This is a genomic window from Acinetobacter sp. ANC 3813, assembly GCF_002135435.1.
Taxonomy (GTDB): domain Bacteria; phylum Pseudomonadota; class Gammaproteobacteria; order Pseudomonadales; family Moraxellaceae; genus Acinetobacter.
In genome coordinates, this window is sequence record NZ_NEGK01000004.1 from 153,455 (window position 1) to 180,154 (window position 26,700).

Annotated in this window: 24 protein-coding genes; 7 read left to right on the forward strand and 17 right to left on the reverse strand. The window is 42.4% G+C overall.

The features are described 5' to 3' along the window. Positions 1 to 155: 155 nt before the first annotated feature. A complete protein-coding gene (locus B9T34_RS07645; RefSeq protein ID WP_086212572.1) occupies positions 156 to 632 on the reverse strand; it encodes a hypothetical protein in 477 nt (158 codons plus the stop codon). Between the two features lie 443 nt (positions 633 to 1,075). Between B9T34_RS07645 and B9T34_RS07650 the strand changes: the two genes are divergently transcribed. Then, a complete protein-coding gene (locus tag B9T34_RS07650) occupies positions 1,076 to 1,528 on the forward strand; it encodes a GNAT family N-acetyltransferase (RefSeq protein ID WP_086212573.1) in 453 nt (150 codons plus the stop codon). A gap of 20 nt (positions 1,529 to 1,548) precedes the next feature. Here the strand turns inward: B9T34_RS07650 and B9T34_RS07655 are convergent, their stop codons facing one another. From B9T34_RS07655 to B9T34_RS07680, 5 genes are all read right to left on the reverse strand, one after another. Further along, positions 1,549 to 3,348 carry a diguanylate cyclase gene (locus tag B9T34_RS07655; RefSeq protein WP_171265163.1) on the reverse strand — a complete coding sequence of 600 codons (1,800 nt, stop codon included), beginning with the start codon at positions 3,346 to 3,348 and terminating at the stop codon, positions 1,549 to 1,551. Between the two features lie 184 nt (positions 3,349 to 3,532). Continuing rightward, positions 3,533 to 3,871, reverse strand: a complete 339-nt coding sequence (locus B9T34_RS07660) for an FKBP-type peptidyl-prolyl cis-trans isomerase (protein WP_086212575.1) — start codon at positions 3,869 to 3,871, stop codon at positions 3,533 to 3,535. Between the two features lie 106 nt (positions 3,872 to 3,977). Continuing rightward, positions 3,978 to 4,508, reverse strand: a complete 531-nt coding sequence (locus B9T34_RS07665; RefSeq protein WP_086212576.1) for a YaeQ family protein — start codon at positions 4,506 to 4,508, stop codon at positions 3,978 to 3,980. Between the two features lie 306 nt (positions 4,509 to 4,814). Then, on the reverse strand, positions 4,815 to 5,279 hold the full coding sequence (locus B9T34_RS07670) for an SMI1/KNR4 family protein (protein WP_086212577.1): 465 nt from the start codon (positions 5,277 to 5,279) through the stop codon (positions 4,815 to 4,817). Positions 5,280 to 5,848: 569 nt separating this feature from the next. Further along, positions 5,849 to 6,859 (reverse strand): CobW family GTP-binding protein, encoded by a 1,011-nt coding sequence (locus B9T34_RS07680; RefSeq protein ID WP_086212578.1) that lies wholly within the window; start codon positions 6,857 to 6,859, stop codon positions 5,849 to 5,851. A gap of 489 nt (positions 6,860 to 7,348) precedes the next feature. Here B9T34_RS07680 and B9T34_RS07690 point away from each other — a divergent pair, with 489 nt between their 5' ends. Next, complete coding sequence (locus B9T34_RS07690; protein ID WP_086212580.1) at positions 7,349 to 7,564, forward strand: hypothetical protein; 216 nt, start codon at positions 7,349 to 7,351, stop codon at positions 7,562 to 7,564. Positions 7,565 to 7,924: 360 nt separating this feature from the next. Then, positions 7,925 to 9,532 carry a bifunctional 3-(3-hydroxy-phenyl)propionate/3-hydroxycinnamic acid hydroxylase gene (locus tag B9T34_RS07695; protein WP_086212581.1) on the forward strand — a complete coding sequence of 536 codons (1,608 nt, stop codon included), beginning with the start codon at positions 7,925 to 7,927 and terminating at the stop codon, positions 9,530 to 9,532. Positions 9,533 to 9,588: 56 nt separating this feature from the next. On the opposite strand, the gene B9T34_RS07700 is transcribed toward B9T34_RS07695, so the two are convergent. The 5 genes from B9T34_RS07700 to B9T34_RS07720 all read right to left on the reverse strand — a co-directional run bounded on the left by B9T34_RS07700 (position 9,589) and on the right by B9T34_RS07720 (position 14,128). Beyond that, complete coding sequence (locus B9T34_RS07700) at positions 9,589 to 10,233, reverse strand: GNAT family N-acyltransferase (RefSeq protein WP_086212582.1); 645 nt, start codon at positions 10,231 to 10,233, stop codon at positions 9,589 to 9,591. A gap of 404 nt (positions 10,234 to 10,637) precedes the next feature. Further along, positions 10,638 to 11,246: a glutathione S-transferase family protein gene (locus B9T34_RS07705; protein ID WP_086212583.1), complete on the reverse strand. Its 609-nt coding sequence runs from the start codon at positions 11,244 to 11,246 to the stop codon at positions 10,638 to 10,640. A gap of 138 nt (positions 11,247 to 11,384) precedes the next feature. Beyond that, a complete protein-coding gene (locus tag B9T34_RS07710) occupies positions 11,385 to 12,278 on the reverse strand; it encodes a LysR substrate-binding domain-containing protein (protein WP_086212584.1) in 894 nt (297 codons plus the stop codon). 9 nt (positions 12,279 to 12,287) lie between these two features. After that, a complete protein-coding gene (locus B9T34_RS07715) occupies positions 12,288 to 13,487 on the reverse strand; it encodes an MFS transporter (protein WP_416202707.1) in 1,200 nt (399 codons plus the stop codon). 20 nt (positions 13,488 to 13,507) lie between these two features. After that, positions 13,508 to 14,128: a TetR/AcrR family transcriptional regulator gene (locus tag B9T34_RS07720; protein ID WP_086212586.1), complete on the reverse strand. Its 621-nt coding sequence runs from the start codon at positions 14,126 to 14,128 to the stop codon at positions 13,508 to 13,510. 263 nt (positions 14,129 to 14,391) lie between these two features. Here B9T34_RS07720 and B9T34_RS07725 point away from each other — a divergent pair, with 263 nt between their 5' ends. Next, on the forward strand, positions 14,392 to 14,733 hold the full coding sequence (locus B9T34_RS07725) for a hypothetical protein (RefSeq protein ID WP_086212587.1): 342 nt from the start codon (positions 14,392 to 14,394) through the stop codon (positions 14,731 to 14,733). 37 nt (positions 14,734 to 14,770) lie between these two features. On the opposite strand, the gene B9T34_RS07730 is transcribed toward B9T34_RS07725, so the two are convergent. The 3 genes from B9T34_RS07730 to B9T34_RS07740 form a co-directional block, all read right to left on the reverse strand. Continuing rightward, complete coding sequence (locus B9T34_RS07730) at positions 14,771 to 15,292, reverse strand: acyl-CoA thioesterase (protein ID WP_086212588.1); 522 nt, start codon at positions 15,290 to 15,292, stop codon at positions 14,771 to 14,773. Between the two features lie 299 nt (positions 15,293 to 15,591). After that, a complete protein-coding gene (locus B9T34_RS07735; protein ID WP_086212589.1) occupies positions 15,592 to 15,774 on the reverse strand; it encodes a hypothetical protein in 183 nt (60 codons plus the stop codon). 372 nt (positions 15,775 to 16,146) lie between these two features. Then, a complete protein-coding gene (locus tag B9T34_RS07740) occupies positions 16,147 to 17,133 on the reverse strand; it encodes a patatin-like phospholipase family protein (RefSeq protein ID WP_213034158.1) in 987 nt (328 codons plus the stop codon). A gap of 209 nt (positions 17,134 to 17,342) precedes the next feature. Here B9T34_RS07740 and chrA point away from each other — a divergent pair, with 209 nt between their 5' ends. Then, positions 17,343 to 18,545 (forward strand): chromate efflux transporter, encoded by a 1,203-nt coding sequence (chrA, locus tag B9T34_RS07745; RefSeq protein ID WP_086212591.1) that lies wholly within the window; start codon positions 17,343 to 17,345, stop codon positions 18,543 to 18,545. 165 nt (positions 18,546 to 18,710) lie between these two features. Here the strand turns inward: chrA and gltS are convergent, their stop codons facing one another. Next, positions 18,711 to 19,940, reverse strand: coding sequence for a sodium/glutamate symporter (gene gltS / locus B9T34_RS07750; RefSeq protein ID WP_086212592.1), 1,230 nt, complete (start codon positions 19,938 to 19,940; stop codon positions 18,711 to 18,713). Between the two features lie 477 nt (positions 19,941 to 20,417). Beyond that, positions 20,418 to 21,698 carry a DcaP family trimeric outer membrane transporter gene (locus B9T34_RS07755; RefSeq protein ID WP_086212593.1) on the reverse strand — a complete coding sequence of 427 codons (1,281 nt, stop codon included), beginning with the start codon at positions 21,696 to 21,698 and terminating at the stop codon, positions 20,418 to 20,420. 684 nt (positions 21,699 to 22,382) lie between these two features. On the opposite strand from B9T34_RS07755, the gene B9T34_RS07760 reads away from it, so the two are divergent. Then, on the forward strand, positions 22,383 to 23,087 hold the full coding sequence (locus tag B9T34_RS07760) for a nitroreductase (RefSeq protein ID WP_086212594.1): 705 nt from the start codon (positions 22,383 to 22,385) through the stop codon (positions 23,085 to 23,087). A 92-nt stretch (positions 23,088 to 23,179) separates the two neighbouring features. Here the strand turns inward: B9T34_RS07760 and B9T34_RS07765 are convergent, their stop codons facing one another. Beyond that, positions 23,180 to 24,385 carry a multidrug effflux MFS transporter gene (locus B9T34_RS07765; RefSeq protein WP_086212595.1) on the reverse strand — a complete coding sequence of 402 codons (1,206 nt, stop codon included), beginning with the start codon at positions 24,383 to 24,385 and terminating at the stop codon, positions 23,180 to 23,182. Between the two features lie 139 nt (positions 24,386 to 24,524). Between B9T34_RS07765 and yccS the strand changes: the two genes are divergently transcribed. Continuing rightward, positions 24,525 to 26,699 (forward strand): YccS family putative transporter, encoded by a 2,175-nt coding sequence (gene yccS / locus B9T34_RS07770; protein WP_086212596.1) that lies wholly within the window; start codon positions 24,525 to 24,527, stop codon positions 26,697 to 26,699. The last annotated feature ends 1 nt before the right edge of the window (position 26,700 follow it).

A 26,700-nucleotide genomic window follows, 5' to 3' on the forward strand; every position in this document is an offset into this window, starting at 1 on the left:
TCCAATAATCCCTTCTGTTTTATGTTCGCAACAAAATCAGCCGCAGTATATCTGCGGCTTTCGCTATGCAGAACTGAAATACTCAGTTTAGCAATACAGGCTTAAAGGCATAAAAACAAATCATCCATTCACAGGGTAAAACAGGCAGCAAAAGCTTAGCTCAAACTGTCCTGTGTACGGATCTCATGTTTATGTTCGTCGCCAAAACGGTCTACATGGGCATAAAAAACGCCATATTTCCCTACATAATATTCCAAAGACTGATCGTAAAAAGTCCAATAAATTGACCATTCATCTAAGTCCATTTTTCGAATTTGGGTTTTGGAGCTGACGGGCATTTTTCTAAACACTTGAGCCTGGACCTGCTCTGCTTCCGCTATATCATGCATTACTGTTTCACTCATGAATATTTCAGCAATGTTATCAAACAGCTGCTGCTCATAGGCATCGACCTCAGCCACGCTGTCCACTTCACGGACAGGCTCAGCCTCTGTCAGGCTGGCGCGTTTTTCTGGCGCCTGATATTTTCGCCATTTTTTGAGCATATTTTGGGTTTTATAAATTTTTTTGCCGATAACCCACGCAGAAATAAGCACAATCAAAACGCATAACATCAATAATAGTTTGACCATAACTAAATCCCAAACACGGTTTAATTATATTTTTAAGGAGTATAGCACGGCAAAACTGAATATTTTTCAAACAATTCATTTAGGCTTCTGGCAGCGTTTTTGACTGAATGAGAAAAACTTTCAGCGGCTCTCTATTTCCTTTTTTTCTTGTTTTGCCCATCCATCAACGGATTAGATCAATACAGCAAGGTACTGGACGGGTAGTTTTTAAACGAATATGATCAATCGCATTAGAAAAATGAAATTTCACATATTTCTCATTCCGTGAAGTACGTCACATACTGGCTTGATGCGATTAAACTATTGAAACAAATTGAAATCAAACTCCGTCATTTCTGCTGAAATGCTTCGAAAATGCATCATAAAGCAACATTATTCATCTATTCTAGTATGAGTTTATCTTCTGAAATGTATCCTGTTTTTCAATTCAGTTCGAAATAAATATGATACGTGAATCAAGGATTGAAGATATTCCCGAAATTATTCGGGTCATTCACGAAAGTGTCCGCTCGTGTATTCAAGACCATCAGCGCAATGAAAGCGCCATCCAAATCTGGCTGGAAAAAACCAATCAAGCCAATCTGATGCTCTGGCTGCTGTATAACGACAGCTGGGTATATATCGATCAAGAACGAATCGCTGGCTTTATTTTAGTGAATGATCAAGGAAAAATTTTACTGAATTATATTCACCCAGCAATGCAGCAGCAAGGCATTGGCACAGCGCTGCTAATGAATATGATTGATTCTTTGCGTGAAAAGAAAATTCCGCAAGTGAGCTTAAAAAGCACCTATACCGCTTTGCCTTTTTATAAGAAATGTGGCTTTCAAAGCCCTCAAACTTTAGCGCCTGAAACTGGCGCAGCCACAACGCATTTAGTGAAATACTTGGCTTAAATCAGACGGCTTTCTTCACTCTATGCCGCTTTCAGCTGGTCGCGGCCAGCCTGCTTCGCCTCATACAATTTTTCATCTGCCGCCCGCATCAATGCGTGTATATCGGCATAGGGCTGTTCATTGTCCATGCAGGACATTCCCATGCTGACCGTCACATACGTTTTACTGTCGCCGCGCCTGCAATGCTCCAGCTGCGCATCACGGACTGCGTTCAGAACTTTAGTCATGAGATCTACTGAGACCTGCAGGGGCACATTCTGCACCACTATGGCAAATTCTTCGCCGCCATAGCGCGCTAAAAATGCTGAGGGCGGTAAAATGCCGCCAATCACTTGCACCAGCTGCTTTAAAACTTCGTCGCCCTTCAAATGACCGTAATAATCGTTATAATTTTTGAAAAAATCCACATCAATCATGGCAAACACTAAAGTGCCGTGCCGTAAGCGTTTCGTTTGCGCAAAACGCTCCTGTATTTCATCATTAAGCGCACGGCGGTTATAAGCCCCCGTCAAAGCATCTATTTTTACCTGCTGTTCCAATTTGGCATTCAGCTCATGCAGCTGCTCTGTCCGCGCTTTGACTTTCTGATCCAGCAGACGGTTCAGCTCCATCAAATTATTATTCAGCATTTCAGTATGATAAGTCTGATATGCATAATTTCGCGACTGCTGAAACATAATCAGCAGCGCATATAAACTGGTGGATACAAAGGACAAATTGACCGAATCAATCCAATTCATCATCAGCAGAAAATCATTTAAAAAAGTGATGCACAAGAAAATGACTGCGCATAAATTCAAAATGGAATATGGCTCTTTAAATTTTAAAGTCTGATAAAAGCCATAAATAAAATTGGCTAAAACCATTAAGGCATATATTGAGCAGAACAGCGCCAATCGCTCAAAAATTTCCGGCTGGGAAAATGACGTCACTCCTATATTCAACGCCAGCAGCAGCATGGCCGCTTGAAAATTTAGCCGATGCAAATAGCGAGGATTCAGTAAATGAATATACGTAATAAAAAAAATGATGCTGAAATAGGTAAATAAATATTCTAAACGAACGCCCCACAGCCAGTTAATATCCACCACGGCGGTATAGGCATAGGGCGCTGAGAAAAAGTTATGCAGCGCCAAAAAGATAATAAAAATTCCGAAGACCAAAATACTTTTGGAATTACGTTCTTTGGAGCCTCGGAACAGCGCAAACAGAATGGTAAATAAACCCACGCCCAAAATCGCCCCGCACACCACCCCTATACTCATCATCAATTGCTGATATTCGCGGTTAATGGTTCGCGCCAAACCGATGCGCATCGGGTTTTCCAAACCGCCATGCAAAGATGAATAGTTTGAAACCTGAATGGCTAACGTAAAGTATTCTTTATCGGTAATAAAATAAGCAATGCGCGGTGCATTTTCAGAGACTTGGCTTTGCTCATCTTTGCTCACTTCCCCAACACGAATCAGAAAGTCGCCATTTAAGAAGAACTTATATGCCCCGTACTGATTAGGTACTTTAATTGCAATACGGCGCCCGACAAACTCTTTCGGCAATTTAAAATAGCCGACATAAGTGCCGTAAGTTTGATTATTTCCAGCAACTTCTTTTAAAGATGCAGGTAAAAATACCGTTTGTGGAGTAAGTTTTTGACTGGGTCCTTTTAAAAAGGCTTGCGGATAATACTGCCATTGGCCATTGAGCAGCGAACTGCTGTTTTCGCTAAAATGCACTTCATTAATATTTTCGCGATTTTTTTCATAAAATGACGCCGGCGCAGATTCATATTGCGCAAACACAGCGGTTTGCCCAAAAATCATCATCAAGCTCAGCAGCAATAATCCTTGAAAAATACGGATCGCATCATGCAAATAACGCAAAACATCGAGTTCCTAACGCTTTTATATCACTCAATGTAAAATGAAAATTTATGATTTCCAAATACTTTTTTATTTTTTTGATTAACAGCATCCTTGCCGTTAATAAACCCCAGCGGATTAAATATTAATCACGGGTTTTGACATCAAATAATTCAATTTCAAAAATCAAATTAGAGTTCGCTGGAATAATATTGCCCATTTTGCGAGAACCGTAAGCCAAATGCGCAGGTACAATCAGTTTGCGCTTACCGCCGACTTTCATGCCCATAATGCCTTGATCCCAGCCTTTAATTACACGGCCAGTACCAATGACGGTTTCAAAATAACTGCCGCGGTCAATGGATGAGTCAAATTTTGTGCCGTCTTCCAGCCATCCAGTATAGTGCGTCGTAATCAAAGCGCCTTTCACCGCTTCTTTACCTTCACCAATTTTTAACTCAATAATTTCTAATTCGTTCGACATGTCTGAATACCTTTGCCTTATCACAACCAAATTACATTATAAACATTTCTCAGTTTTCAGCATGCAGCCGCCTGAAGACGCTTTACAGCTGATCTGAAAGAAACGCTTACTGCAGCTGTTCCCACTCGATCACGGCTTGAGCTGTATCGCCGATGAGCGTCCACTCGCCATCCATTACATTTAACTGCAGCTGCATGGTACGTTCGCACAGTGCCTGAATCGCTTCTGTGGTTGCCAAAGACAATTTCCACACTTCTAAATTTTTCAATGTTTTCAGCTTGCTGTTGCGCTTATACCATTCATCTACTGCAGTACCATAAGTCACAATGACCACTCGGCTGCAGCGCGCACAGGCTTTTTTCACTTTGTCTTCGTCTGGACTGCCCACTTCAATCCATTTTTCCAACTGGCCTGTTAAGTCTTTTTGCCAAAGTGCAGGCTCATCGGTTTCAAATAAGTCTTTGGTAAATTCTAAAGCTTCATCCGCATAGCGGGCATAAGCCAAAATGCGCACCATCAAACGTTCAATTGTTTCTGATGGATGCAGCGCCATGGTCAACTGGTAGTCACCATACTGATGCACATCCATATTGGCTATGTTCAAATCTGCTTTATAAATTGTAGCTTTCAGCGCCATAGAAAAAGTCCTCAAATTTGGCGCATAGCATACCCGATTTAGACCGTCTTGACGCATTTTGGCGAAGTTTTTGCATCAGTAGAAAAGTGAAATAATCACTCGGGAGAACAATATGGAAACAACAGCCTGAGTTGAAGTTATAAGTAACTTTGGCATCAATGCGTATTCTTATTTTACTGGATAGCTCATTCCACAAATAAATGAGCAGACATTCCGATCCCACTTGAACACCACTTTTCTGGGGGGTAAAATGGATTTCGTATAAGAGATTTTATGTTAAATCTATTTTCAGAATAATAATTTAGTTTATCTTAGTGAAGTTAAGAAATTATCAAAACTATCAGATACTTCTACTAATTTTAATTTGGGTTGTTCATGTTGATCTTTGATATATTGATCATGGTACATAAGAACTACTTTAGGATGATTGACGTCAGATCTGTAGTCAAATCCGATATAGTCACCACAACCATTTAGTCCAAAGACGACTATCCTATCATGGCCATATATATCCTGATCTTGACAGTTTTCAATATCATCACCTCCTCCCCCTTTCCCAAAACAACAAAAGGCTATGCCAGATTCTCCAACTTCATTGTTGGAATCTAGATATTCAAAGCTATTCTCCATAAATTGCACTCCATTGTGGGAAGCAATCAGCTTTTTATAACTTAAAGGAAAATTAATTTTATTATCGTGCTCAAAACTCTCGATGACCTTTATGTCGATTGGTCCAAAGTCATACATAATATTTAAGTTCTGATAAGGCATATGATTATTTTACCTGCTAAGAATAACGAAATTTCGTATAACAGCCATATATGTTAAATGGGTTTCTATACGATCCACCTTTTAAACTCATTAGCTATAAATTCATAGGCATCACTTTCTTCTTTCGAAGAAAATATAAGTTCAGCTTTATCCCTCTCAGTGTAATAAACACACCACTCTGTTTTTTGTTTTAAGACACTAATACATTCAGAGTTCTTGATTTTATCAAAAGAGTAACTGATGTGATGAACTCGCAGATGCTCTAATTATTTAATTAGCTCATTTCTAGTCATTACAATATGCTTAATTATTAAATATCCCTAAAATTAACATAATACACGTTATACGAAATCATCTTAATTAATAAATTTCAGTATCTTATGTCAACATAAAAGCTCACATCTACTGATCTGAGCTTTTTTTTTATTGATTGATCACGTTTCACGCCTACTATTTAAACAATGTTCCACGACTTTATGCAGTCTCGTTAAACTCCAACTTAAAACATTGATCAAATGAAAATGAATGCGAATGCTATAACGGCAGCGTAAATCACTCTCCCCTACAGGTTATTTTTGCTCTTGATCCACGCGGCAATTCATTAGCAAACTCTCAAACTCCAGCCAAGCACGTTCCTGCAGATAAATAATTTCCAGACGGTTATCAATGCTTTCTTCAGCACTCTGATAGTTAAATTGTTCAGGATTAAAATTAAAGCTTTTCCAGCCCTGATTGGTTTGAAAGATGCCTTTAATACGCAGCCAGTCTTTTTGCTCACAAAGCAAATCCAGCAAATCATAAAAATCGAAGACCCAACGCTTAGGCATTTTCCAGCCTGCTACACTATAGCCCTGCGCAGTTTCAACATAATGATATGGCAACTGCTTAATTTCAGGCATAGCTTCGCCTGTATTAAACAGCTGCTGAACCCGAAGCAAAGGCTGAATTTTTCGCGGTGTTCCTGCATAAGGCAAATCGATGTCCGAAAGTGTGAGCTGCCCCATCGCTGTTTTAAGCCATATTTGCTGATAAGGCTGATACTCAGCTTGCAATAACTCAAGCGCCTGTTCATCGGCATGATTCATTTGGTCTGCATGTGAAACCGCAATTATTTGCGCAGCTTTCAGCTGATCAGCATATAAGTTTTGTTTTGACCATTCACTGTCGTGCAAACGTGAACCATCCACAACAGTCAGCAAAGCACGCATGTTCAAATGCGGCTGCCAATGCGGTTCAGTTAGCTGCTCCAGCAGCTGCGCAGGATGGCCTAAACCTGTCGGCTCAATAAACAAACGGTCTGGCTGATTTTCAGAAAGCAGGCGTGACAAAGCAATCTGCATTGGCATTTGACTGCTGCAGCAAAGGCAGCCGCCCAAAAGCTCTTTCACCGCATAGCCTTGATCCTGCGGCAGCAGCTGCTGATCAACCCCAATCTGCCCGAACTCATTCATCAGCACAGCCCACACTTCATTTTCAGGTTTTTGGCTCAGCAAATGTTTGAGCAGCGTGGTTTTACCCGCACCCAAAAAACCAGAAATAATATGAACGGGAATTGCCTGAGATGCTGTAACGAGCTTCAAAAGAATACCTGCGAAGAAGGAATGAAAGAACTGAATTGTACAGCTGGACCACCCTGTGCTGACAAGTCTATGAACAGCTTATTCTGCAGCGCTTAAAAAATATTGTGCTGTTTGACAGTCATGAACTGACTGTATTGACACATTTGCTTCATATTGAGGTCTATCTGCAATGAAATCTTACATTTATTTGTCTGCCAAGCCTGTTCATTTCGCTCGTCATTACCCGCTTTTGTAACAGCAGCGTTACTGCCGCTGTGCTGAATACTGAAATTCGAAATATCTGCATACATTTTAGGCAATCATTTCAGTTTTTTATTCACATAAACCAACAAAATAAATTCAAATACCTTTGTTCTGTAACTCCTTTATTAAGCTTTTGCTGCAATCATTGCCTGCATCCGTTTCGGCTTTTAGCATGGGTTCCTATTCATATTGAGAGTGATGCTCAATGTGAATATCAAATCAAAATAGATATTAAGGAATGCCAAAATGAAATTAACTCAAATTTTACTTGCTTCAACTTTAGCTGCTGCCGCTGCGACTACTTTTGCCGCTCAAGACACTCAGCCCGCACAGGACGAAAAAGTTGTTGTCAGCACCCAAGAACAGCCTGCTGGCACTGAAGCTGCTGCTGGCGCAACATCTGCGCAACCTGCATCAGAAGCTCAAGCGGATGCCTCTGCTCCAGCTCAGCCTGCACAGTAATGCACAGAATTTGACTCTGCTGACTTCACTGCATTAGATGCAGCTCAGCAGAGTCTGCAGGTCAAAACTGCTCCATGATGAAAAGCCCTCATCGTGTTTGACCTAAAATAAGACCAGCCAGCTGAAAATGCTGACTGGTTTTTTAAATGAATAAGCAATGAATCATAGTTATAAATGATAGATAAATCATCAAAGCCTATAAAGAATGACAAATCAAATTATTTAAAATCAAATAATTATAATAAATATCCTATTTTTTTAATATAATAAACACCTATTCCACCGACTTAGGCATAGCTTGCTGCATACCCCCATTTAGCCGTTAAATAATCTTAATGCGAAAGAATCGGATGTTTGCACATGAGCAATAAAGCAAATTTTACAGCTGAAGTAGCGATCATAGGTGCTGGCCCAGTCGGCTTAACCATTGCCAACTACTTAAGTAAGCAAGGCGTACAAGTCACTGTCATTGAACAGCTGGACAGTTTGATTGATTACCCGCGTGCAATCGGCATTGATGATGAATCATTGCGTACCATCCAATCTTTAGGTTTGGTTGATCAAGTATTGCCGCACACTACGCCTAACCACGCTATGCGTTTCTTAACGCCTAAAGGCCGCTGCTTTGCAGACATTCAGCCTTTAACGCGCGAATTCGGCTTTTCTCGCCGCAATGCGTTTATTCAGCCGCAAGTCGACAATGTCTTGCTGCAAGGCTTAAAACAATACGATAAAACTGAAGTATTGTTCTCTCGCCACTTAACAGAATTCTATCAGGATGCTTCTGGCGTAACGCTGAACATCACCAACAAAGAAGGCCAGCAGGAAACTGTTAAAGCACAGTACCTGATTGCCTGCGACGGCGGCAACTCTATTGTGCGCCGCACATTAAACATTGCCTTTGACGGTGAAACTGCGCCGAACCAATGGATTGTAATCGACATCGATAATGACCCGCTGGCGACACCGCATATTTACCTGTGCTGCGACCCTGTGCGTCCATACGTTTCAGCTGCGCTGCCTCACGGTATCCGCCGTTTTGAATTCATGGTAATGCCAGGCGAAACTCAAGAAGAATTGAGCAAGCCGGAAAACATTGCAAAATTACTGTCTAAAGTAATGCCGACGACTGACGGTATTGAAGTCATCCGCCAGCGTGTATATACCCATAATGCGCGTATTGCAGATAAATTCCGTGTAGACCGCATCCTGCTTGCAGGTGATGCTGCCCACATCATGCCTGTATGGCAAGGTCAAGGCTATAACAGCGGCATGCGTGATGCTTTCAACTTGGCATGGAAAGTGGCATTAGTGGTTCAAGGTAAAGCGGGTCCAGAACTTCTAGACTCTTACCAAATTGAACGTAAAGACCATGCAAAAGCGATGATTGACCTGTCTGTATTGGCTGGCCACGTACTTGCGCCGCCTAAAAAATGGCAAGGTTTTGTACGTGACGGTATTGCTTATGCATTGAACTACATCAAGCCAATTAAACAATACTTGCTTGAAATGCGCTTTAAGCCTATGCCGAAATACCATGATGGCGCGCTATTAGCCAACAATTCAAAAGACTCACCTGTCGGCAAAATGTTTATTCAGCCTGAAGTACGCTTAGCGACTGGCGAAACCGTATTGCTGGACGAAGTGATCGGCAATGATTTTGCCCTGATCGCTTGGGGTGTAGACCCGCAGTGGGGCTTATCAGATGCAACGATTAAACAATGGCAAAAGCTGGGTGTTAAATTCATCCAAGTGATTCCAGCGGTACAGTTCCAAAACGAAGCCCGCAAACAGCCTGAAGGCGTGATTACCATTGGCGATATTGGTACAGATATCCGCACTTGGTTTGGTAAAACATCTGAATCTGTTGTGGTGCTTCGCCCTGACCGCTTTGTGGCAGCGCTTGCAATTCCGCAGACTTTAGACCAAGTCAGCCAGCAACTGTTTGCTAAACTGCATGTAAAGTAATACTGCAGCTGCATAACCATTAAAAATTCTGATTGATTCAGAGGCCTGACCACGCACTATGCGTGGTCTTTTTTTGCCTGATTAAACTTGAAGGCTGTTTTAAGACCCTGCAGCAAAGCCTGTTTTATTTCACCAAAATAGAAACTATAAGCATGCTCTCCACGGCACTGAATTGAAAAATTCAGCTGTGTCTGCATGGATCGAAACCCTTTAAATTTGTCTTTATTCTGCTCTTTGCAGTAAGCCATATAATATCGGCAATCCGTATGCCGCCATAAATATAAGCTGCTGAACAATAATAAACTGGGCATTAAACGCTTATATCCATGCTGCTGCGCTGTAATCAGTCTGGATATTTCCACGGTTTGATCCAACTGCTGCGCAGCAATATGCGGGCTAAATTTCTGCGGCTCTATCCATTGCATCGATTCAAAGGGATAGCGATTAAAACGCACCACTGCCAAAATGCGTTCACGGTCTTGAACATAAAAGTGATAGGCACTTGCATCGTAATTGTCTTGCCCCTGCTCATTAAGAGTTTCAAGCATATAGGGCAATTGCTTCTGATACTCAGCTAAACGGAAGTCTAAAATACGCTGCAAGTCTGCTGGTGTTTCTGCGCATTTAAATTGTAAATTTTGGCGATTTTGACCTTTCAGAACAGCGTTTTTAAGCAATAGATTTATAGAATAATTAAACATGCAATATATTATAATAGTAAAGTAATTTATGTTTATAGCTTAACCAAACAACCGTTTTCAGGTCTTTGGCTATTTTTTACATTCATTTTATAAAACAAATATATAATTATAATATTTTAAATTAAATTTACTTATTAAAACCCAAATCCTTAATTTTAAAATTGAATTAAAAAGTCGCAATCAATTCTTAAACTTAGACAAAATACAGCTTATAAAGCACATAAAAGACTGATAAATGCAGCTTAATAATAAGCAATGACATCATTGAATACCCTGCAACCGCAAAGACCTCAGCTTTAGATGCAATGGTATTTTTGCTCAAGCCAAGCTTTGCCCCTGCTTAAAAATTAAAAAACATAGACTGAGCGTTCATTTTCCTGAACAAAGCGCCTAAAAGCCATTTTTTAAAGTTTCTGCAGCCACTCAATATCCTGCACAGAATCCCGCTTTTTAATCCGCTGAATAAAGGGATCAAACTCATCCAAATACGGTAAAAGTTTAAATTGCACCGCATAAGCAATCCAATACGCCAGATATAAATCTGCAGCCGTAAACTGCTCACCGGTTAAATACGGATTGGCCTGCTTCATCCCTTGCTTCAAAAAGGCAAATATAGAGGCTTCATTTCCCATGCTTAATGCTGAGTGGCATTTTTCAATTTGCGCGTCTGCCACCTGCAAGTATTGAATATCCATATATTCAGTCATTGGGCCATGACAGAAAAACAGCCATTTTAAATACTCACCGCGCATCGGATCATTCAAAGCAGGTGCTAAACCTTTTTCATGGTACTTATCCGCTAAATAAGCATAAATCGCCGCTGTCTCGCTGATCACAGCTGGACCATCCACCAGACAAGGCACTTTAGCCATCGGGTTGATACGCAAATATTCTTCATCTCGAATTTTGGCGTATTCCACTTCAATCATTTCAATGTCTTGTTCAATGCCCAGCTCTTTGAATAACGGCAGCAGTGTGTTTCCGCGGGATTGTTTATTGCTGTAGTACTTCATCGACATGATCCTTTTTTGTTCTTTCTCTAGCTTACAATTGATCAAAAATAGATCTGTATAATTTTTTTTATTTGTCTGGTGCTGTATTGATGCATAAAAAAGCCAGTCGATGGACTGGCTTGAATTAAATGACGGTTTTTAAAAGAACCCCATATAGAACTGCTCTTTCAAGACTTTTAAAATCAGTTCAATCGCTTCATTTTTTTTGTCTTTACGGTAGCTGGCATACAGTCCAATCATCGGGAGCGGCTCAATGGTGCTTTTCACCACAATTTTATCGCCCAAAAGCGGAATCACATACGACGGAACCAAACTCCAGCCCACGCCCATGCCCACCAAATTGACATTCAGCAAGACGTTAGTGGAGTACTGCACCACATTCACATTGAGCTTCGACTGCTTGAAAAACTCTTGAATAATGCGGTACAGCTCAGGCGAAGAATGTTCATCGCTGACAATAAACTCTTGCTGATTGAAGCTTTTAATACTGATGTGACGCTGCGCCGCCTCAGGACAATCCTTTGGCATAATCAGTGCCAAAGGCTCGGTAAACACTTGGATCGATTCAATTTCTGCAGATTCTTCCGCATAGCGGGTAAAAGCGATGTCAATCTCGCCTTTGTGCAGCGCTTTCAGCTGATCAGCATCGGTTAAGCTATGAAAATGAATTTTCAGCTCAGGGAACTTGGCGCGGATATTGGGCATAATGTAGGGAAACACTTTCATTTCCGCTACAGGGACAAAGCCAATGTTCAGCTGCTCTTTGGTCAGATGCGCCACCTGACGCGCATCCAGCACCGCTTTTTCCGCATGCTCCAAACTTAAGCGCGCTTCTTTCAAGAATGCCTTGCCTTCTTCTGTCAGCTCAACCTTACGGTTTGAACGCTGCAGCAGCTGCACGCCAACTTCATTTTCCAAATCTTTAATCTGCTGGCTTAAAGACGGCTGCACCGTACACATGCGCTGTGCAGCTTTGGTAAAATTCAGCTCTTCTGCAACGGCTACGAAATATCGCAAATGACGTAATTCCACACTGCACCTCTAAGAAATAGTTGTTTGAACAGGCTTCTTTGCGCGCATCGATGCCTTATAAATAAACAGCGTTGCGATCACCATAACCGCACAGCTTAAATAAGTAAATTGATAGTCAAAGTAAGCAATCAATAAGCCCATCACCACAGAACCAACCGCCAGCCCAACATCAAACAGCGCAAAAAAAGTCGAAATGGCATGGCCCATGCGCTGCTTAGACACGGACTGAATCGCCAAAGTCTGCATGCAGGGAAAGAGCGAACCATACCCCATACCAATAAATACCGCAGATAGCCACAGCACCCATTGATTATCCATAAAACTGACAATCACCAGTCCAATGGCAAATGAAACAAAGGATGGATAAATGACCGAACTTGGCCCTTTACGGTCATACCATTTGCCAACCCAAGGACGCACCGCAATCATCGATACGGCAAAGACAATAAAAAATAAGCTGGCTTCCTTCAGCAAATGCTGACTGTCTGCAAAAGCCGTAATAAAACTGGTGATGCTGGAATAGGCAAAAGCCACCAGCAAAGCAATCAGACTGATGGGCAAGACTTTGACTTCAACAATATCGTGCCAGCCAATTTTAGGTTTTGGGGCATCTGCTGCAGGTGCTGTTTTCGGATTTTCATGCACATTCAGGGTCAGGCAAAAGACATAGCCAATGCAGGTCACAATGCTGAGCAACGCAAACAGCGTATTAAAACTGGTAAATTGAATCACCGTCAAAGCGATCAGCGGCCCAAACACCACGCCTAAATTGGTCGACATGACAAAATAGCCCATGCCCTCGCCTTTGCGCTTTTCGGGAATAAAATCATTCACGACAGGCACATTGACTGTCGTTAAAATACTGAACCAGAAGCCATGTAAAAAACGCACCAGCAGCAAGGACCATAAACTGTCAATCAGCAGATAACTAAATGCAAAAAGGACAAACAGCAGCCCTGCACCGCGTAAAGAACGTTTTTTTCCTAAGCGCTCCACAATTAAGCCCGAGAATGGGCGAATTGCAATGGATGACACCAGAAACAAGGTCAGCGCCAAGCCTGCTTCTTTGACCGTACCGCCCAAATCCTGCATGATGTAAATCGGCAGTACCGTGAGCATGGCAAAATAATAAATAAATAAAAATAAGTTATTGCACAGGCATAGCAAAAATGAACGGTTCCATAATTGCTCATTTAGCATCGCCTGCATTTGAGGTTCAGACATATGGCTCACACGTTCAAGTCCGTCTTAGACGGCACTGTTAGGATTGGCTGCAAAGCTAAGCCAACCAGCTGCTGAATATAATTCTGATCTGGCACACGGTTAAAAAAGATAATTTGGTAATGGATCGGGCCATACAGCATATCCAGCATCAATTCGAAGGGATAATCCGCAATAATTTCATTGCGCTCAATAGCTTGGCTAATCAGCTTGCGGGTCTGTTCACGGCGCGGCAGCAAATACTGCCGAAAAAATTCTCCTGCAGCTTCACGGTTTTCTGCCATGACCACCAGCAACGCCCGCCCAACATGCTGATTTAAAGCATTGGACAATTTCAGCAGCTGCTGATTCAGGTTGAACTCTAAAGACTGTTCATAATCCAAATCAAAAACAGACACCGTATTTTCTTTAAAGGCTTCGAACACCAAATCTGACTTATGCTTCCACCAGCGGTAAATCGTTGACTTGCCTACGCCTGCACGTGAAGCAATATCTTCTACAGTTAATTTACTGTAATGGCATTCAGCTAATGCATCATTCACCGCACGCAAAATACACTGTTTGCGGCGTGAGCTTTTTTCAGTTTCCTGAGTGCTCAGCCTGTCTTGAGCTAAATCTGATTGGGTCATACAGTATCCTTAAAGAATAGCCTGATATTACAAAACCACCAAAATACGAAACGATACGTATCGTTTTATTCTACGATGAAAATGCTGACGGCTCTAGCAGAATTGACCTGATGCGCATAAAACTTTAGTAGAATGCTCGGATTTAAAAGCCTTAAAATAAATCGTGCATAGATCACATTTTTGAACTATAAAGTAGATAATATCAAATATAAAAATAACTATTTAAACCGGATGTATTTTGCAGACTTAGGGGGGAGACACACATGTTAAAAGCAGCAGTACCTGCAAGTCTTTGCTTAATGCTTTTAAGTGCATGCAGCAATCCTGTGCCGCAAAACATGCGCAAATATGCAGGTACATGGAGAAATGACGACAGCAGTGTCGTTATCGAAATCAGTCCTGAAGGCAGATTGAAATACCGCTTAGTCGAGATTGATAACAAAAAATCAATACAGGGCAATATTCAGTCTTTAGACAACAGCATTATTCATATCGGCTACGGCCCCTTCAGTTCCAAATTTAAAGTTACCGCCGAGCCGCATCTGAATAACAATGGCATTTGGAGCATGACTGTAGACGGGCGCTACTTAAATCGCGCTCAATAAAAAACCGCCTTATGGCGGTTTTTTATATCAGCACAAATCAGCTCTGCGATGATTTTTTATAGATACTGCAAGACGGATGATGATTTTCCTGCAAGCGCGCAATTTTGCGCTGCTCTGCTGCTTCAAAACGGCAGCGTTTCCAGTCGTTATTCAAATTCAGCGCAGGGATCGGTTTTGGCTTGCCATCATCATCTACCGCAACCATAGTGAAGTAGCAGCTGTTTGTATGGCGCACAGTACGTTTCTGAATATTCTGCGCTTCTACACGGATGCCGATTTCCATAGATGTACGGCCGACATGGTTCACACTCGCTAAAAAGGTCACCATTTCGCCCACATGAATCGGCTCTTTAAAATTAACTTTATCGACCGACAGCGTAACCACATAACTGCCCGAGTAACGGCTCGCGCATGCATAAGCCACTTGGTCCAACAGTTTTAAAATTGTGCCGCCATGTACATTGCCAGAAAAGTTTGCCATATCAGGCGTCATTAAGACGGACATAGTTAACTCAGACTGATCTTCTAGGATCGGGGCAATTTGATCTAATGGGGACATCGCTTTTCTCTAGACTTTTGATGGACATTGATTAGTGTGATTATTATATCGTTTTTAACTCGAATAAAATGTTCGAATCGGCAAAAAAATCATCATTATTATTTATAGTGATTTAGCCATCATTCAATAAAATATATAGTAACTTAATTAAGCGGATGAATATTAAGCAAATATAACCCAATTACTAGATTATTTTAAATAAGCTCGCATATAGGTTCTTTGCAAAAAATAAATACAGGACGCTGCCTGTATTTAATCATGAAGGTGCATCCTATAAAACCGTAGATGCGCTTATCCGTTTAATCCTCTGAAGGCAACACCCGCAGCATTTCAAATGCAACATTTTCATAATTGAGTTTTTGCTGATTCGCCAATTGTGTTTCTATGTTAAATGACCCATCTGTATTAATTGCTGTCACTGTAAATACTTGTTGTTCCATAGCGGCCATGGTGACTTTCTGGCCCACTTCTAATCTAGGCATAACATTGTTGCTCATACTTTTAATAATTCATTGAAGCTATATAAAGCTTGCAGAATTCTAACTTTATTATAATTATAGGTAAACTTAAATAGCTGAGGAAAAAGACTAAATAGAAAATTACTATTATATTTAAGCTTTTAAAGCTAAGTCTAAATTTATATATAATTTCAATTACTTGCTTAAAAAAATCTAGAAAATACAGCGCTTGTATGAATCTGCGCGGCAGCATCTAGCGCTAAAGGCTAAAACCATCATTCAGCTCTTTTTACATTGAGTATTTGATTGGCAATGCTTTATTGATCTCTCTAGCGTATCAGGCAGAGAGCAGAAAATGGCGTACTCAGCACCCCTCCGCTTCATGCCATCTGCTGCTTATTTCTGTACAGTATATAAATCCGCTGGCTGCTCCAGCGGCAGCTTATGGGCTGCAAATACTTTCACCATGTCTTCAAACTTCAGCTCAGCGGCAGTGACGCCAGCCTGTATGGTCGACTCACGCCCTGTCACATCAAAAATATGCGCCTTTTCCCGTATGTCTGGCTGAATCACAATATCCGCACGCTTCAGCTCTTCTTTTGCAAGATAATACTGCATGATATTAATATTTTGGTTAAATAGGCCCCATACATTGCCGGTTTCGGTATGAATCGGCTGCGCCAGAATATCTACAGCAATAATAATATCAGCCCCTAAATCACGGGCTACATCTACAGGCACGGGACTGACCAAGCCGCCATCCACATATTCCTGATGATTAATCACAGCAGGAATAAACATGCTCGGAATAGACACAGATGCACGCACCGCCTGCCCTGTATTGCCGGCATTGAACACCATTTTTTTGCCTTGCTGCAGTTCAGTCGCCACCACATACATTGGTGTTTTCAGCAATTCCAGCGGCGTATTATCAACCTGTTTATTAACATAATCTTCAACTTTTTTGCCATCCAGTACGCCTTTTTTATCAAGCCGAATATCCCGCACATCATTGGGTTTCATGCTTAAAGCCACATCACGCAGCTGCTCCGCATTCATGCCTGAAGCATATAGAGTTCCAACGATGCTGCCCGCACTGGTTCCCACAATAAAATCAGGCTTAATGCCATGCGCTTCCAGCACTTGAATAACACCAATATGCGCATAGCCGCGTGCGCCGCCACTGCCCAGAACCAATGCAATAACGGCCCGCTTTTCCTGCTGTTTGAGCTTTTTAAAATCAATACGGTCTTTGCCCGCATAGGCTTCAACTTCGTTTAATTCCGCCGCGGTATGATGCGCGAGCTGCTCTGTATTTTTTGATGCAACAGTTTGGCATCCAGCAAGCAAAACACAGGTTAAGGCAGCAAAAGCTAATTTCATTGTCAGCACAGAGATTCCAACATTCATAATTCATTTTATGCAAGCAGCATAGTCTAAAGAGATCAGCACTCTGCCACTGTTATAATTCGTTAAACCGCTTCCAGTGTCAGAAATTCGGCATCAAACTGTCATATTCTAAATATATAATTTAAAGCAATACTAGCTGATAATTTCAGTATTCACAAAAATCTATTCCAAAGCGTTTACTGATGAAATCCATTTCTGCATGGCAAATATTTTGGGTCTTTCTAAGGCTCGGATGCACCTCTTTTGGCGGTCCTGCAGCGCATTTTGTATTCTTTCATCAATTATTCATCCAGAAAAAACAATGGCTCAGCGAAGCTGAATATGCACGTATCTTGGCCTTAGCTCAACTGCTCCCTGGGCCAACCAGCAGTCAAGCTGGCATTGGCATCGGCTATCTCATCAAAGGCTACAGCGGCGCCTTTGCCGCCTGGCTGGGTTTTAGTTTACCTTCCGCTGTATTGATGGCTATGGCCGCGATTGCTGGCCAGCAGTATTTTCAGCTGCTGAATTCGCAAAGCTTTCATATCATCCAGTTGATTGTTCTGGCCGTGATTTGCCATGCCTTTTGGCAGATGTTCCAAAGCTTCTGTTCTGCTTTTTGGCAAAAACTGCTGATGTTTTGCATTGCGGTGCTGACGCTCTATTTCCCAATCAGCGGCGCTCATATTGTGCTGCTGATCATTGCAGGACTAATGGGTTATTTCTTTGAATGTTACAGGAAACGCAATATTTGCAATACATTGCCTGCACCTGCCGAAAGCAGCATGGCTCGACAACAAATAACGCAGTCTCTTTTTTGGTTCAGTTTGTTTCTTTTACCCTTTATCTTTTTTACTGCTCTGCCATCCAGCATGCACGGCGCTTGGCAGAATGCTTTTCAGTTTTATCAAAGCGCATCCATGGTTTTTGGCGGCGGTCATGTGGTGCTGCCGCTGATGTATCAGGATTTTGTGCTCAGCCAGCAGATTTCTGCAGAAAACTTTAATGCAGGCTATGCCTTGGCTCAGCTGATGCCTGGGCCACTATTCAGCTTTGCCAGCTATATTGGCGCTTTCTTAGAGATTAGCCCTTGGCCTTGGCTCAATGCATTTATCGCTACAGCAGCGATTTTCCTGCCGTCATTCTTGCTCATGTTTGCCGCTATGCCTTGCTGGTCTTGGCTCATGCAGCAACAGGCGCTGCGCGCGGCAGTCACTGGCATGAATGCCGCTGTTGCAGGCTTATTGTTTGCGATGATTTTACATATGGGCCATGACTATCTTTTGCAGTTTTCCGATCTTTGCTTTGTGATTGCACTGCTCTGCTTATTGCGCACCAAGCTTCCCATTTGGCTGATTTTAATAGGCGGATTTATGGGCTATAGCACGCTCTTAAATCTTCTTTAAATTATTTTGAATAATATACAGATCATCAATCAAAAAATTGATTCAGGCATACCTAGTCAAGCTTTTCATTTTTAAGCAAGGCGCATAGCCCATTCATTGAGATTGTAAATGCGCATCGCGCAAAAAAATACCCAAGCAAGCTTGGGTATTTAATTTCAAACCGTCTTAACCAAATATTTTCAAGATGCCTTGAATAACAACCACATTCACCAAGTCAATAAAGAATGCGCCTACCAGCGGCACAATCAAGAACGCTTTATGAGATGGGCCGTACATATTGGTAATGGCTTGCATATTAGCAATCGCATTCGGCGTTGCGCCCATACCAAAACCGCAAAGACCAGATGCCAGTACAGCAGAGTCGTAGTTTTTGCCCATCACGCGGAAAGACACGTAAACGGCAAATACCCACATGGCAATAGACTGCGCAATTAAAAGAATCAGCATTGGAATGGCTAAGTCTGTCAACTGCCAAAGCTTTAACGACACGAGCGCCATCGCTAAATACAGCGCCAAAGCAGTGTTGCCAAATACATCAATTGAACGGTCAAAGATTTCACGCTTAAAGCCAGACTCGACCACATTACGCAAGATAATACCGCCCATTAAGGCCCAGACAAAGGTTGGCAATTCAAAAGCCGTACCGACTGTTAAACCTTTCAAGACTTCTGCAAAGGCCAGGGCAAATGCAAACATGCCAAGCGTCACAATGGCATTGTCTGCAGTAATTAAACGGACTTTATGCGGCGATTCAAATGAGTATTCCTGATCAGTCAGCGGCGCATCATCATTCTCTAAACGCGTTTCTTTGTCTAAAGGAGACGCCAGCTGATGCTTACGGATTAAATAGCGCGCCAAAGGCCCGCCCATCAGCCCGCCAATCACCATACCAAATGTTGCAGAGGCAATACCCATCGGTAAAGCGCCCTCTACTGCATATTTGGTTTCAAAAATTGGCCCCCATGCGCCTGCAGTGCCTAAACCGCCTACTAAGGCAATTGAACCTGCAATCACGCCCATTAATGGGTCTAAACCAACGGCTTTGGCAACTACCATACCTACACCGTTTTGCACCAACACAAAGACAGAAATAGCAATCAGGAAAATCACCAGCGGCTTACCGCCCTCTTTGAGCTTGGCAAAGTTGGCGCTTAAACCGATTGAAGCAAAGAACATCAGCATGAATGTATCTTGCATCGGCTTATTCACCAGAATGGTATAGCCTAAAAACTGATGAATTAAAAAGAATACAATCGCGCCAATCAAACCGCCCGCAACGGGTTCTGGAATATTGTATTTGGTCAGAAATGGGATGTACTTATTCAATATGCGCCCGATGTACAGTACCAAAACTGCAAGCATCAAGCTGAAAGTCGGATTTAAAAGATAATCCATAATTTAATGTCCTTAAAATGATGCCGTAATCTGCTAAGACTGCTTGCGCAATACGTTGTTAAACTGCATGACATTGAACACTGAATCAAAAATACCGCGCGCTGACAGCGTCATTGGCCATCTGCAGCAACACAGCACTCTGATTAAAATACATGCAATCTGTTCAATAACGCCAGCAGATTTTTAATAAGACAAAGCACTTAAAAACTGAATTTAATTTACATGGATGTACAGTGATTCTGAGCAATGTAAATTAGATTCAATTTTTAAAATATGAATAAAAGTGGGCCATTATGCATACTTTCTGTAAAAAAACTTTATTTTTTACAATAAAACATATCAATCCAATTGATATGTTTTTTTATATTTATTTTTCAGAAAAATAGTTATTGATTTATAAGTATTTTAGCGCGCTCTGCCCAAACAAAAAAACAGGAGCTTTATGCTCCTGTTTTATAGGCAATTTAAATCTTCAGATTAGAAGCTGTATTTAGCCATTAAGCCAACACGGTCATCGTTATATGAATTGCCGGCAAATGTTTTACGCTTACCATTCACATATTCAACACCCAGCTCAACGGGTTTAACAGGCGCATAGATAAAGTTGATCCATGCTTGCTGCACTTCTTCATTAGCGGTAGCGCTTAATTCCGCAAAACGAGAACCGTCATCCGCAAACTGTGCGCCATATGCTAACGTTGAACGCAATTTTTCATTAAACTTGTATGTGCCGCCAACTTGAACTGCTGTGAATTTATTTTGTTCAATATTTTTGCCATCAACAACGTAGGCATTATTTGAACCGTATAGATAGTTGCTGTTGCCTTCAACAAAAGACACATCACCCGTCAATTTCAATTGATCAGTGACATCAAAAGTTGCGCCGCCTGCGATACCCCAAGCTGTTTCAGTGTCATTCGCTGCTTCTGACTTGTAGTTTTCAACCAATGCACGCGCAGATGCCGTACCTTTACCGCCTGCAAAACCTTGAGTCAATTTCGCCGTTAAGTTTGGAAGACGGTATTGAATTGAATCTGCAGTTGTACCTGTCTTGCTATCGCCTTCTTCTGCAGAAACAAACAACTGAGTTTGCGGCGCTAGTTTGAAGTTATAGCGTACTTGCGGCAAACGCTGAGTACCGCCGCCAATGTTGGTGCTGAAATCAATCATTTCAGGTGCGTGGCCAGCCAAGAAGTTTGACGTTGTTTGACCGAATAACCAGCTGTTATAGGTTAAATAGCCGTGACGCAAACGCAGGCCGTCATTTGAACCGTTTGTATCGGCAAAATCGACTTCAATTTTACCGCCAACTTTATTATCACCGCCCACTGGCGCTGTAAAGTCTAAACCAAAGCGTGTAGTTTTTGCGGTAGCGCGCAATTTGTCTTTAGTCGCGCCAGTAGTTGCATTCACACCACCGAAATCACCATCAAAACCTTCAATGATATAGTTCGCATCACCGCGTACAAAACCATATAAGTTCACATCTGCGCCAGCTTTAGATTTTAAGCCTGCAAGCGGCGCTGCTGGCGGCGGTACAACTGGACGGGTTTTTACTTGCTGAATTTCTGCCTGCTGCTGCACTTGCACCTGATGCTGAGATTGAATCAGGCTTTTCAGTTCTGCAACTTCTGCACGTAATTGTGCAATTTCTTTTTGTTCAGCTGTGGCTGCATGCGCAGTACTCAGCATAATTGCTGAAACGGCAATGGCTAAGCTGTATTGTGCTGCAGGTTTTTTAATTTGAGCGAAATTCATATATTCTCCAGATGAATCCAAGTTTCACACAATCATTTCCAATCCAAGCGGAAATGTTATTTTGTGACAATTATTAAGTTTTTCCCTAATTGCGTATTTATACAGGAAAAATTAAACACGACTTTGCTGATTTTACGCATTTGTAATTTACATATTGAATAAGCGAAGCTGCCCTTTTCCATACGTATAAATCTTCAAATCCCTAAACAGCGCCAAGTTAACCATGAATCATGGTGTTTTGCTCTTGCAATAATTGGTCCTGTTGAACCGCTCCTTTACAAAATCCATTTTTTATACACTGTATTTTTAAAATTGAGCTGTTCTTCCTGACATCTCACGGTGATTATTTGAACGGACAATTCATAACATGACTATCCGTGCTTTAGTAGCATGCGCTTCACCCAGTAAAACGCTGAATTGCACAAAAGCCCGCTTTGGAAATTTAATAATCTCCAATACAAGGATAAGTTCTTGAACACAGTCATAGAATTGCACAGGTCATGGCCTGATGTGCTAGCTGAATATGCCAAAATCATACCTTAAAAGTAATTTTTAATACCTTAAAGGTATAGAAACTTCAGGCTATTTTTCATGATTCAGCAGCAAGACTTGTTCTAAAACACAGATTAATGTTAAACATTTTAAAGGAGAACTAAAATTTTAAGCAATGATAAGGTAAATAATATGGACCAGCAGCTGCAGCAAGCCGTCGATCAAGTGATCACCTCACGCCATTCTGTCCGGGCTTTTTTGGACAAGCCGATTGAACAAAGCATGCTGAAAGACATCCTGCAAGTGGCAAGCCGTGCGCCCTCTGGCACCAATACACAGCCATGGAAAGTGTATGTTGTTCAAGGCCGTAAACGCAATGTATTGATCGAAAAAGTCTGCACCGCGCAATCTGCCTTATTTCTAAGCCCCGAATTGGCAAAAAATTACACCGAAACTTTTCCCTATTACCCAGAAAAGTGGTTATCTCCTTTTATTGAGCGCCGCCGTGAAAATGGCTGGGGCTTGTATGGACTGCTGAATATTCAAAAAGGTGAAAAAGAAAAAATGGCCAAACAGCAGCTGCGTAACTTCAAATTATTTGATGCGCCTGTGGGGCTGTTCTTTACTGTTCATAAATCATTAGGTGTCGGTTCTAAAATGGACATTTCCATGATGATCCAAAATGTCATGCTGGCTGCCAAAGCCCGCGGACTGGACACTTGCCCGCAAGCGGCTTGGAATCACTTTCACACCATTGTTTTAAGTGAACTGCATGCTTCTGAAGACGAAGAACTGGTCTGCTCAATGGCGCTCGGCTATGCGGACCCAGACGATATTGTGAATACATTTATCACACCGCGTGTCCCTGTTGAAGATTTTGCCGTTTTCTTAGAATAATGCGCACCATTTAAATGACACTAAAAAACAGCAAAAAGAGGCTCAAAGCCTCTTTTTTTTTGTTCCAGCACTTTTATTTATTTTAAACCGTTTTAAGCCAAAGCCTTGGGCTGGATTTTTCGGATTGCGTATAAAACCACAATAATAAACAGCAGCATGACTGCCGCCATATTCAGCAATGCGCTCCAGAACATAAAGTTCAAAATCAAACCGCCCAGCAGACCGCAGCCAAACTGCATGCTGCCCATGACAGCGCTGGCGGTCCCTGCACGCGCGCCTTGTTCAGACATGGCCAAAGCCATAGCATTTGGACCGGTAAAACCAATGCCAGAAACAGTCAGGAACATGCCTAGCATAACCGCCATCAATGGCGCCTCTGCATAAAGCACAGCGCTCATCAGTAAAATGAGTACACCCGCCAGCTGAATATAACCGCCAATTTTTAGGCGCTGCATAACAGTAGTATTCGCGGCTAAATGCTTATTAAAGGTCGAAAACAGCATAATGCCAAAAGCATTTGCGCCAAAAGCATAGGCAAATTGCTGCTGGGTCAGTCCATAGCTGTCCATCAGCACCGCAGGTGACGAACTGATATAGCAAAACAGCAATGCACCCGAAAAACAGCCAATCACCATCGGCAGTCTAAAACTGCTGTCTTTGAAAATGGTGACATAAAGCAAAAGCACCTGCTTAAAACTCAGCTTGAGGCGCTTTGATACTGGCAAGGATTCTTTAAAAAAGAAATGCACACAGACTAAGCAAAACAGGCCCATTAGGCTGAGTGCGCCAAATACCGCATGCCAGCTGAAAAATTTCAAAATCCAAGACCCCAGCGTTGGAGCAATAATCGGCGCAATCCCCATCACAATCATCATGCTGGAAAAAGCCTGCGCAGAAGCCTGCATATCCAAACGGTCGCGAATCGTCGCTCTGGCAATCACCACGCCTACACAGCCGCCCAAAGCCTGCAATACCCGTGCAGCGATCAAGCTCCATTCATTTTGCACAGAGAAGCACAATAAGCTGGCGACCGTATATAAAATCAGCCCGAAATACAGCGGGATTTTACGTCCAATCCGGTCACTGACAGGGCCGTAAATGAGCTGCCCCACAGCAAGCCCCAAGAAATACGCAGGCAAGGTATTGGCAATCATTTGAGTGCTTACACCAAAATCATGCGCCATCTGCGGTAAAGCCGGTAAATACATATCAATGGACAGGGGTCCAAGCGAAGTCAGCAGCGCCAGCAGCATGATCCAAGCGCTGGAATACTGCGTTTTGCTTTGTTCGGTCTGCATAAGGGTATTTCGTTTCTAAATGCTTTGAATGCAGACAAGTTTACACCTGTCATAGTATTATTTTGCAGATTCAAAGTGAAAAATCATGTAATTCAGAATTTCACTTAGCCGCTCAGCGCCCAACTGCGAAGGATAAAAATTGGACTCTTGGTTCACTCGGCTTAAACAAGCGACCTATAACACCACTTTCATGTACAGCATCCGCATGATTATCGCCTTCACAGGCACTGCTTTTGTGCCGTATTACATGGGGCAGCAGCTGTACACGATTCCCCTCACCTTAGGGGTTGTCGCTGCTGGTCTAAGCGATATTGATGACCGTTTTTCCGTGCGCATCATGAATTTGATTTACACCTACATTGGGTTCTTTATTACTGCGGTATCGGTGTATTTACTGTTCCCTTACCCGATCTTGTTTGCCATTGGCTTAATAGTGTCCTGTATAGGCTGGATTCTGCTGGGTTCTCTGGGCCGCCGCTATGCCACCATTTCCTATGGATGCTTGGTCATTTCTGTCTATTCTATGCTGGGCGTGCATTTATTTGACAATTGGTACATGCAGGCCAGCCTGCTGGTGATTGGAGCAGCATGGTACGGCATAATCTCCACCATCAGCTTTCTGCTGTTTCCAGTCCGCCAAGTGCAAGACAAATTGGCGCAGTGCTATTCATCCTTAGGCGATTTTCTCTTTGCAAAATCCAATCTGTTTGATGTAGATATGACGGCTGCCAGCTATCAGCAAAGCATGATTGAACTGTCTTTAGAAAATGGCAAATTGATTACCATTTATAATGATATGAAAACTGCGCTGCTGACCCGCCTTAAAGGTGACCGCGGACAGCGCGATACCCGCCGCAGCCTGCAGTATTATTTTGTGGCGCAGGATATTCATGAACGCGCTGACTCAGCGCATATTGACTATCAAAAACTCTCTAAAATTTTTGAACACAGCGACATTCTGTTCCGCTTTCAGCGTATTTTATCGATTCAGGCCAAAGCCTGTAAGGATTTAAGCGCGAGCATTCTGCAGCGCAAAACCTATCAGCATAACAAGCGTTTTAAGCATGCATTTCAGAATTTAAAGCTGTCCTTAGAAAAACTGCGCGCAGAACAGCAGTACGATCAAGTATGGGTCAACTCTTTATTTTCGCTGTATCAAAACTTAAAGGCCATCGACTCACAGCTGCGCAATGTGGAAACTGAGCGCCATATGAATTTCGATAAAGCCAAGCACATTGAAAATCAGCTCAAAGATGACGACTTAAAAGGCTGGGACGATATTGTCATTCGGGTCAAACAGCATTTAACACCTGAGTCGGTTCTGTTCCGCCATGCTGTGCGTGTCTCGCTGGTGCTGTTTATTGGCTATATCTTTGTTCAGCTGACAGATATTCAATACGGCTACTGGATTTTACTGACTGCACTCTTTGTCAGCCAGCCAAACTTTAACGCCACCAAGCGCCGCCTGTATTTGCGTATTGTCGGCACGCTGATCGGTATTATTTTAGGCTATGCCGTACTGTACTTTGTACCTTCTATTGAAGGGCAGTTACTGCTGCTGGTACTCAGCGGCGTACTGTTCTTTGAATTGCGAAGCAAACAGTACGCTCAGGCCACAGCATTCATTACCATTCTTGCGCTGATTAATTTCAATTTAGACGGTATGGGCTTTGAAGCTGCTATACCGCGCATGATCGATACCCTTATCGGCTGTGCCTTGGCTTGGCTGGGCGTCAGCTTTATTTTCCCTGACTGGAAATTCCGCCGCCTGCCCCGTACCATTAAGCGCTCATTGCAGGCGCAGTGCAATTATCTGGCAGAAGTGGTCGAGCAATATAAACATGGCCGCAATAACGGGCTGAATTACCGTGTTGTACGCCGCGCTGCACACAATACGGATGCTGAGGTTGCTTCATTAATTTCCACTTTAGCAACTGAACCTGACTTTGACTCTGCACAAAAAGCACAGGCTTTTGAGTTCTTGTGTTTAAACCATACCTTTATCAGCTATATTGCCGCGCTGGGCGCGCATCGTGAAAAAGTTCAGGATCAGGAAGTACTGCATTTGCTGGACAAAGCCGCTAATGATATTCAGGGTGCGCTGCTGCGCGATGAAGTGCCTGATCTGACCGCCACCAATATGCTGCAGACTATCCGCCAGCGCTTAACGCAAAACAGCGACGACGATCAAAAGTCATTGATTATTCTGCAGCAGCTGTCATTGATGTTCAGCATCTTGGCGCAAATCAGCCGTTTAAAACAGAATTTAAGCCATGATCATGACCAGCAAGCGACTGAATTAGCATCATTATAAT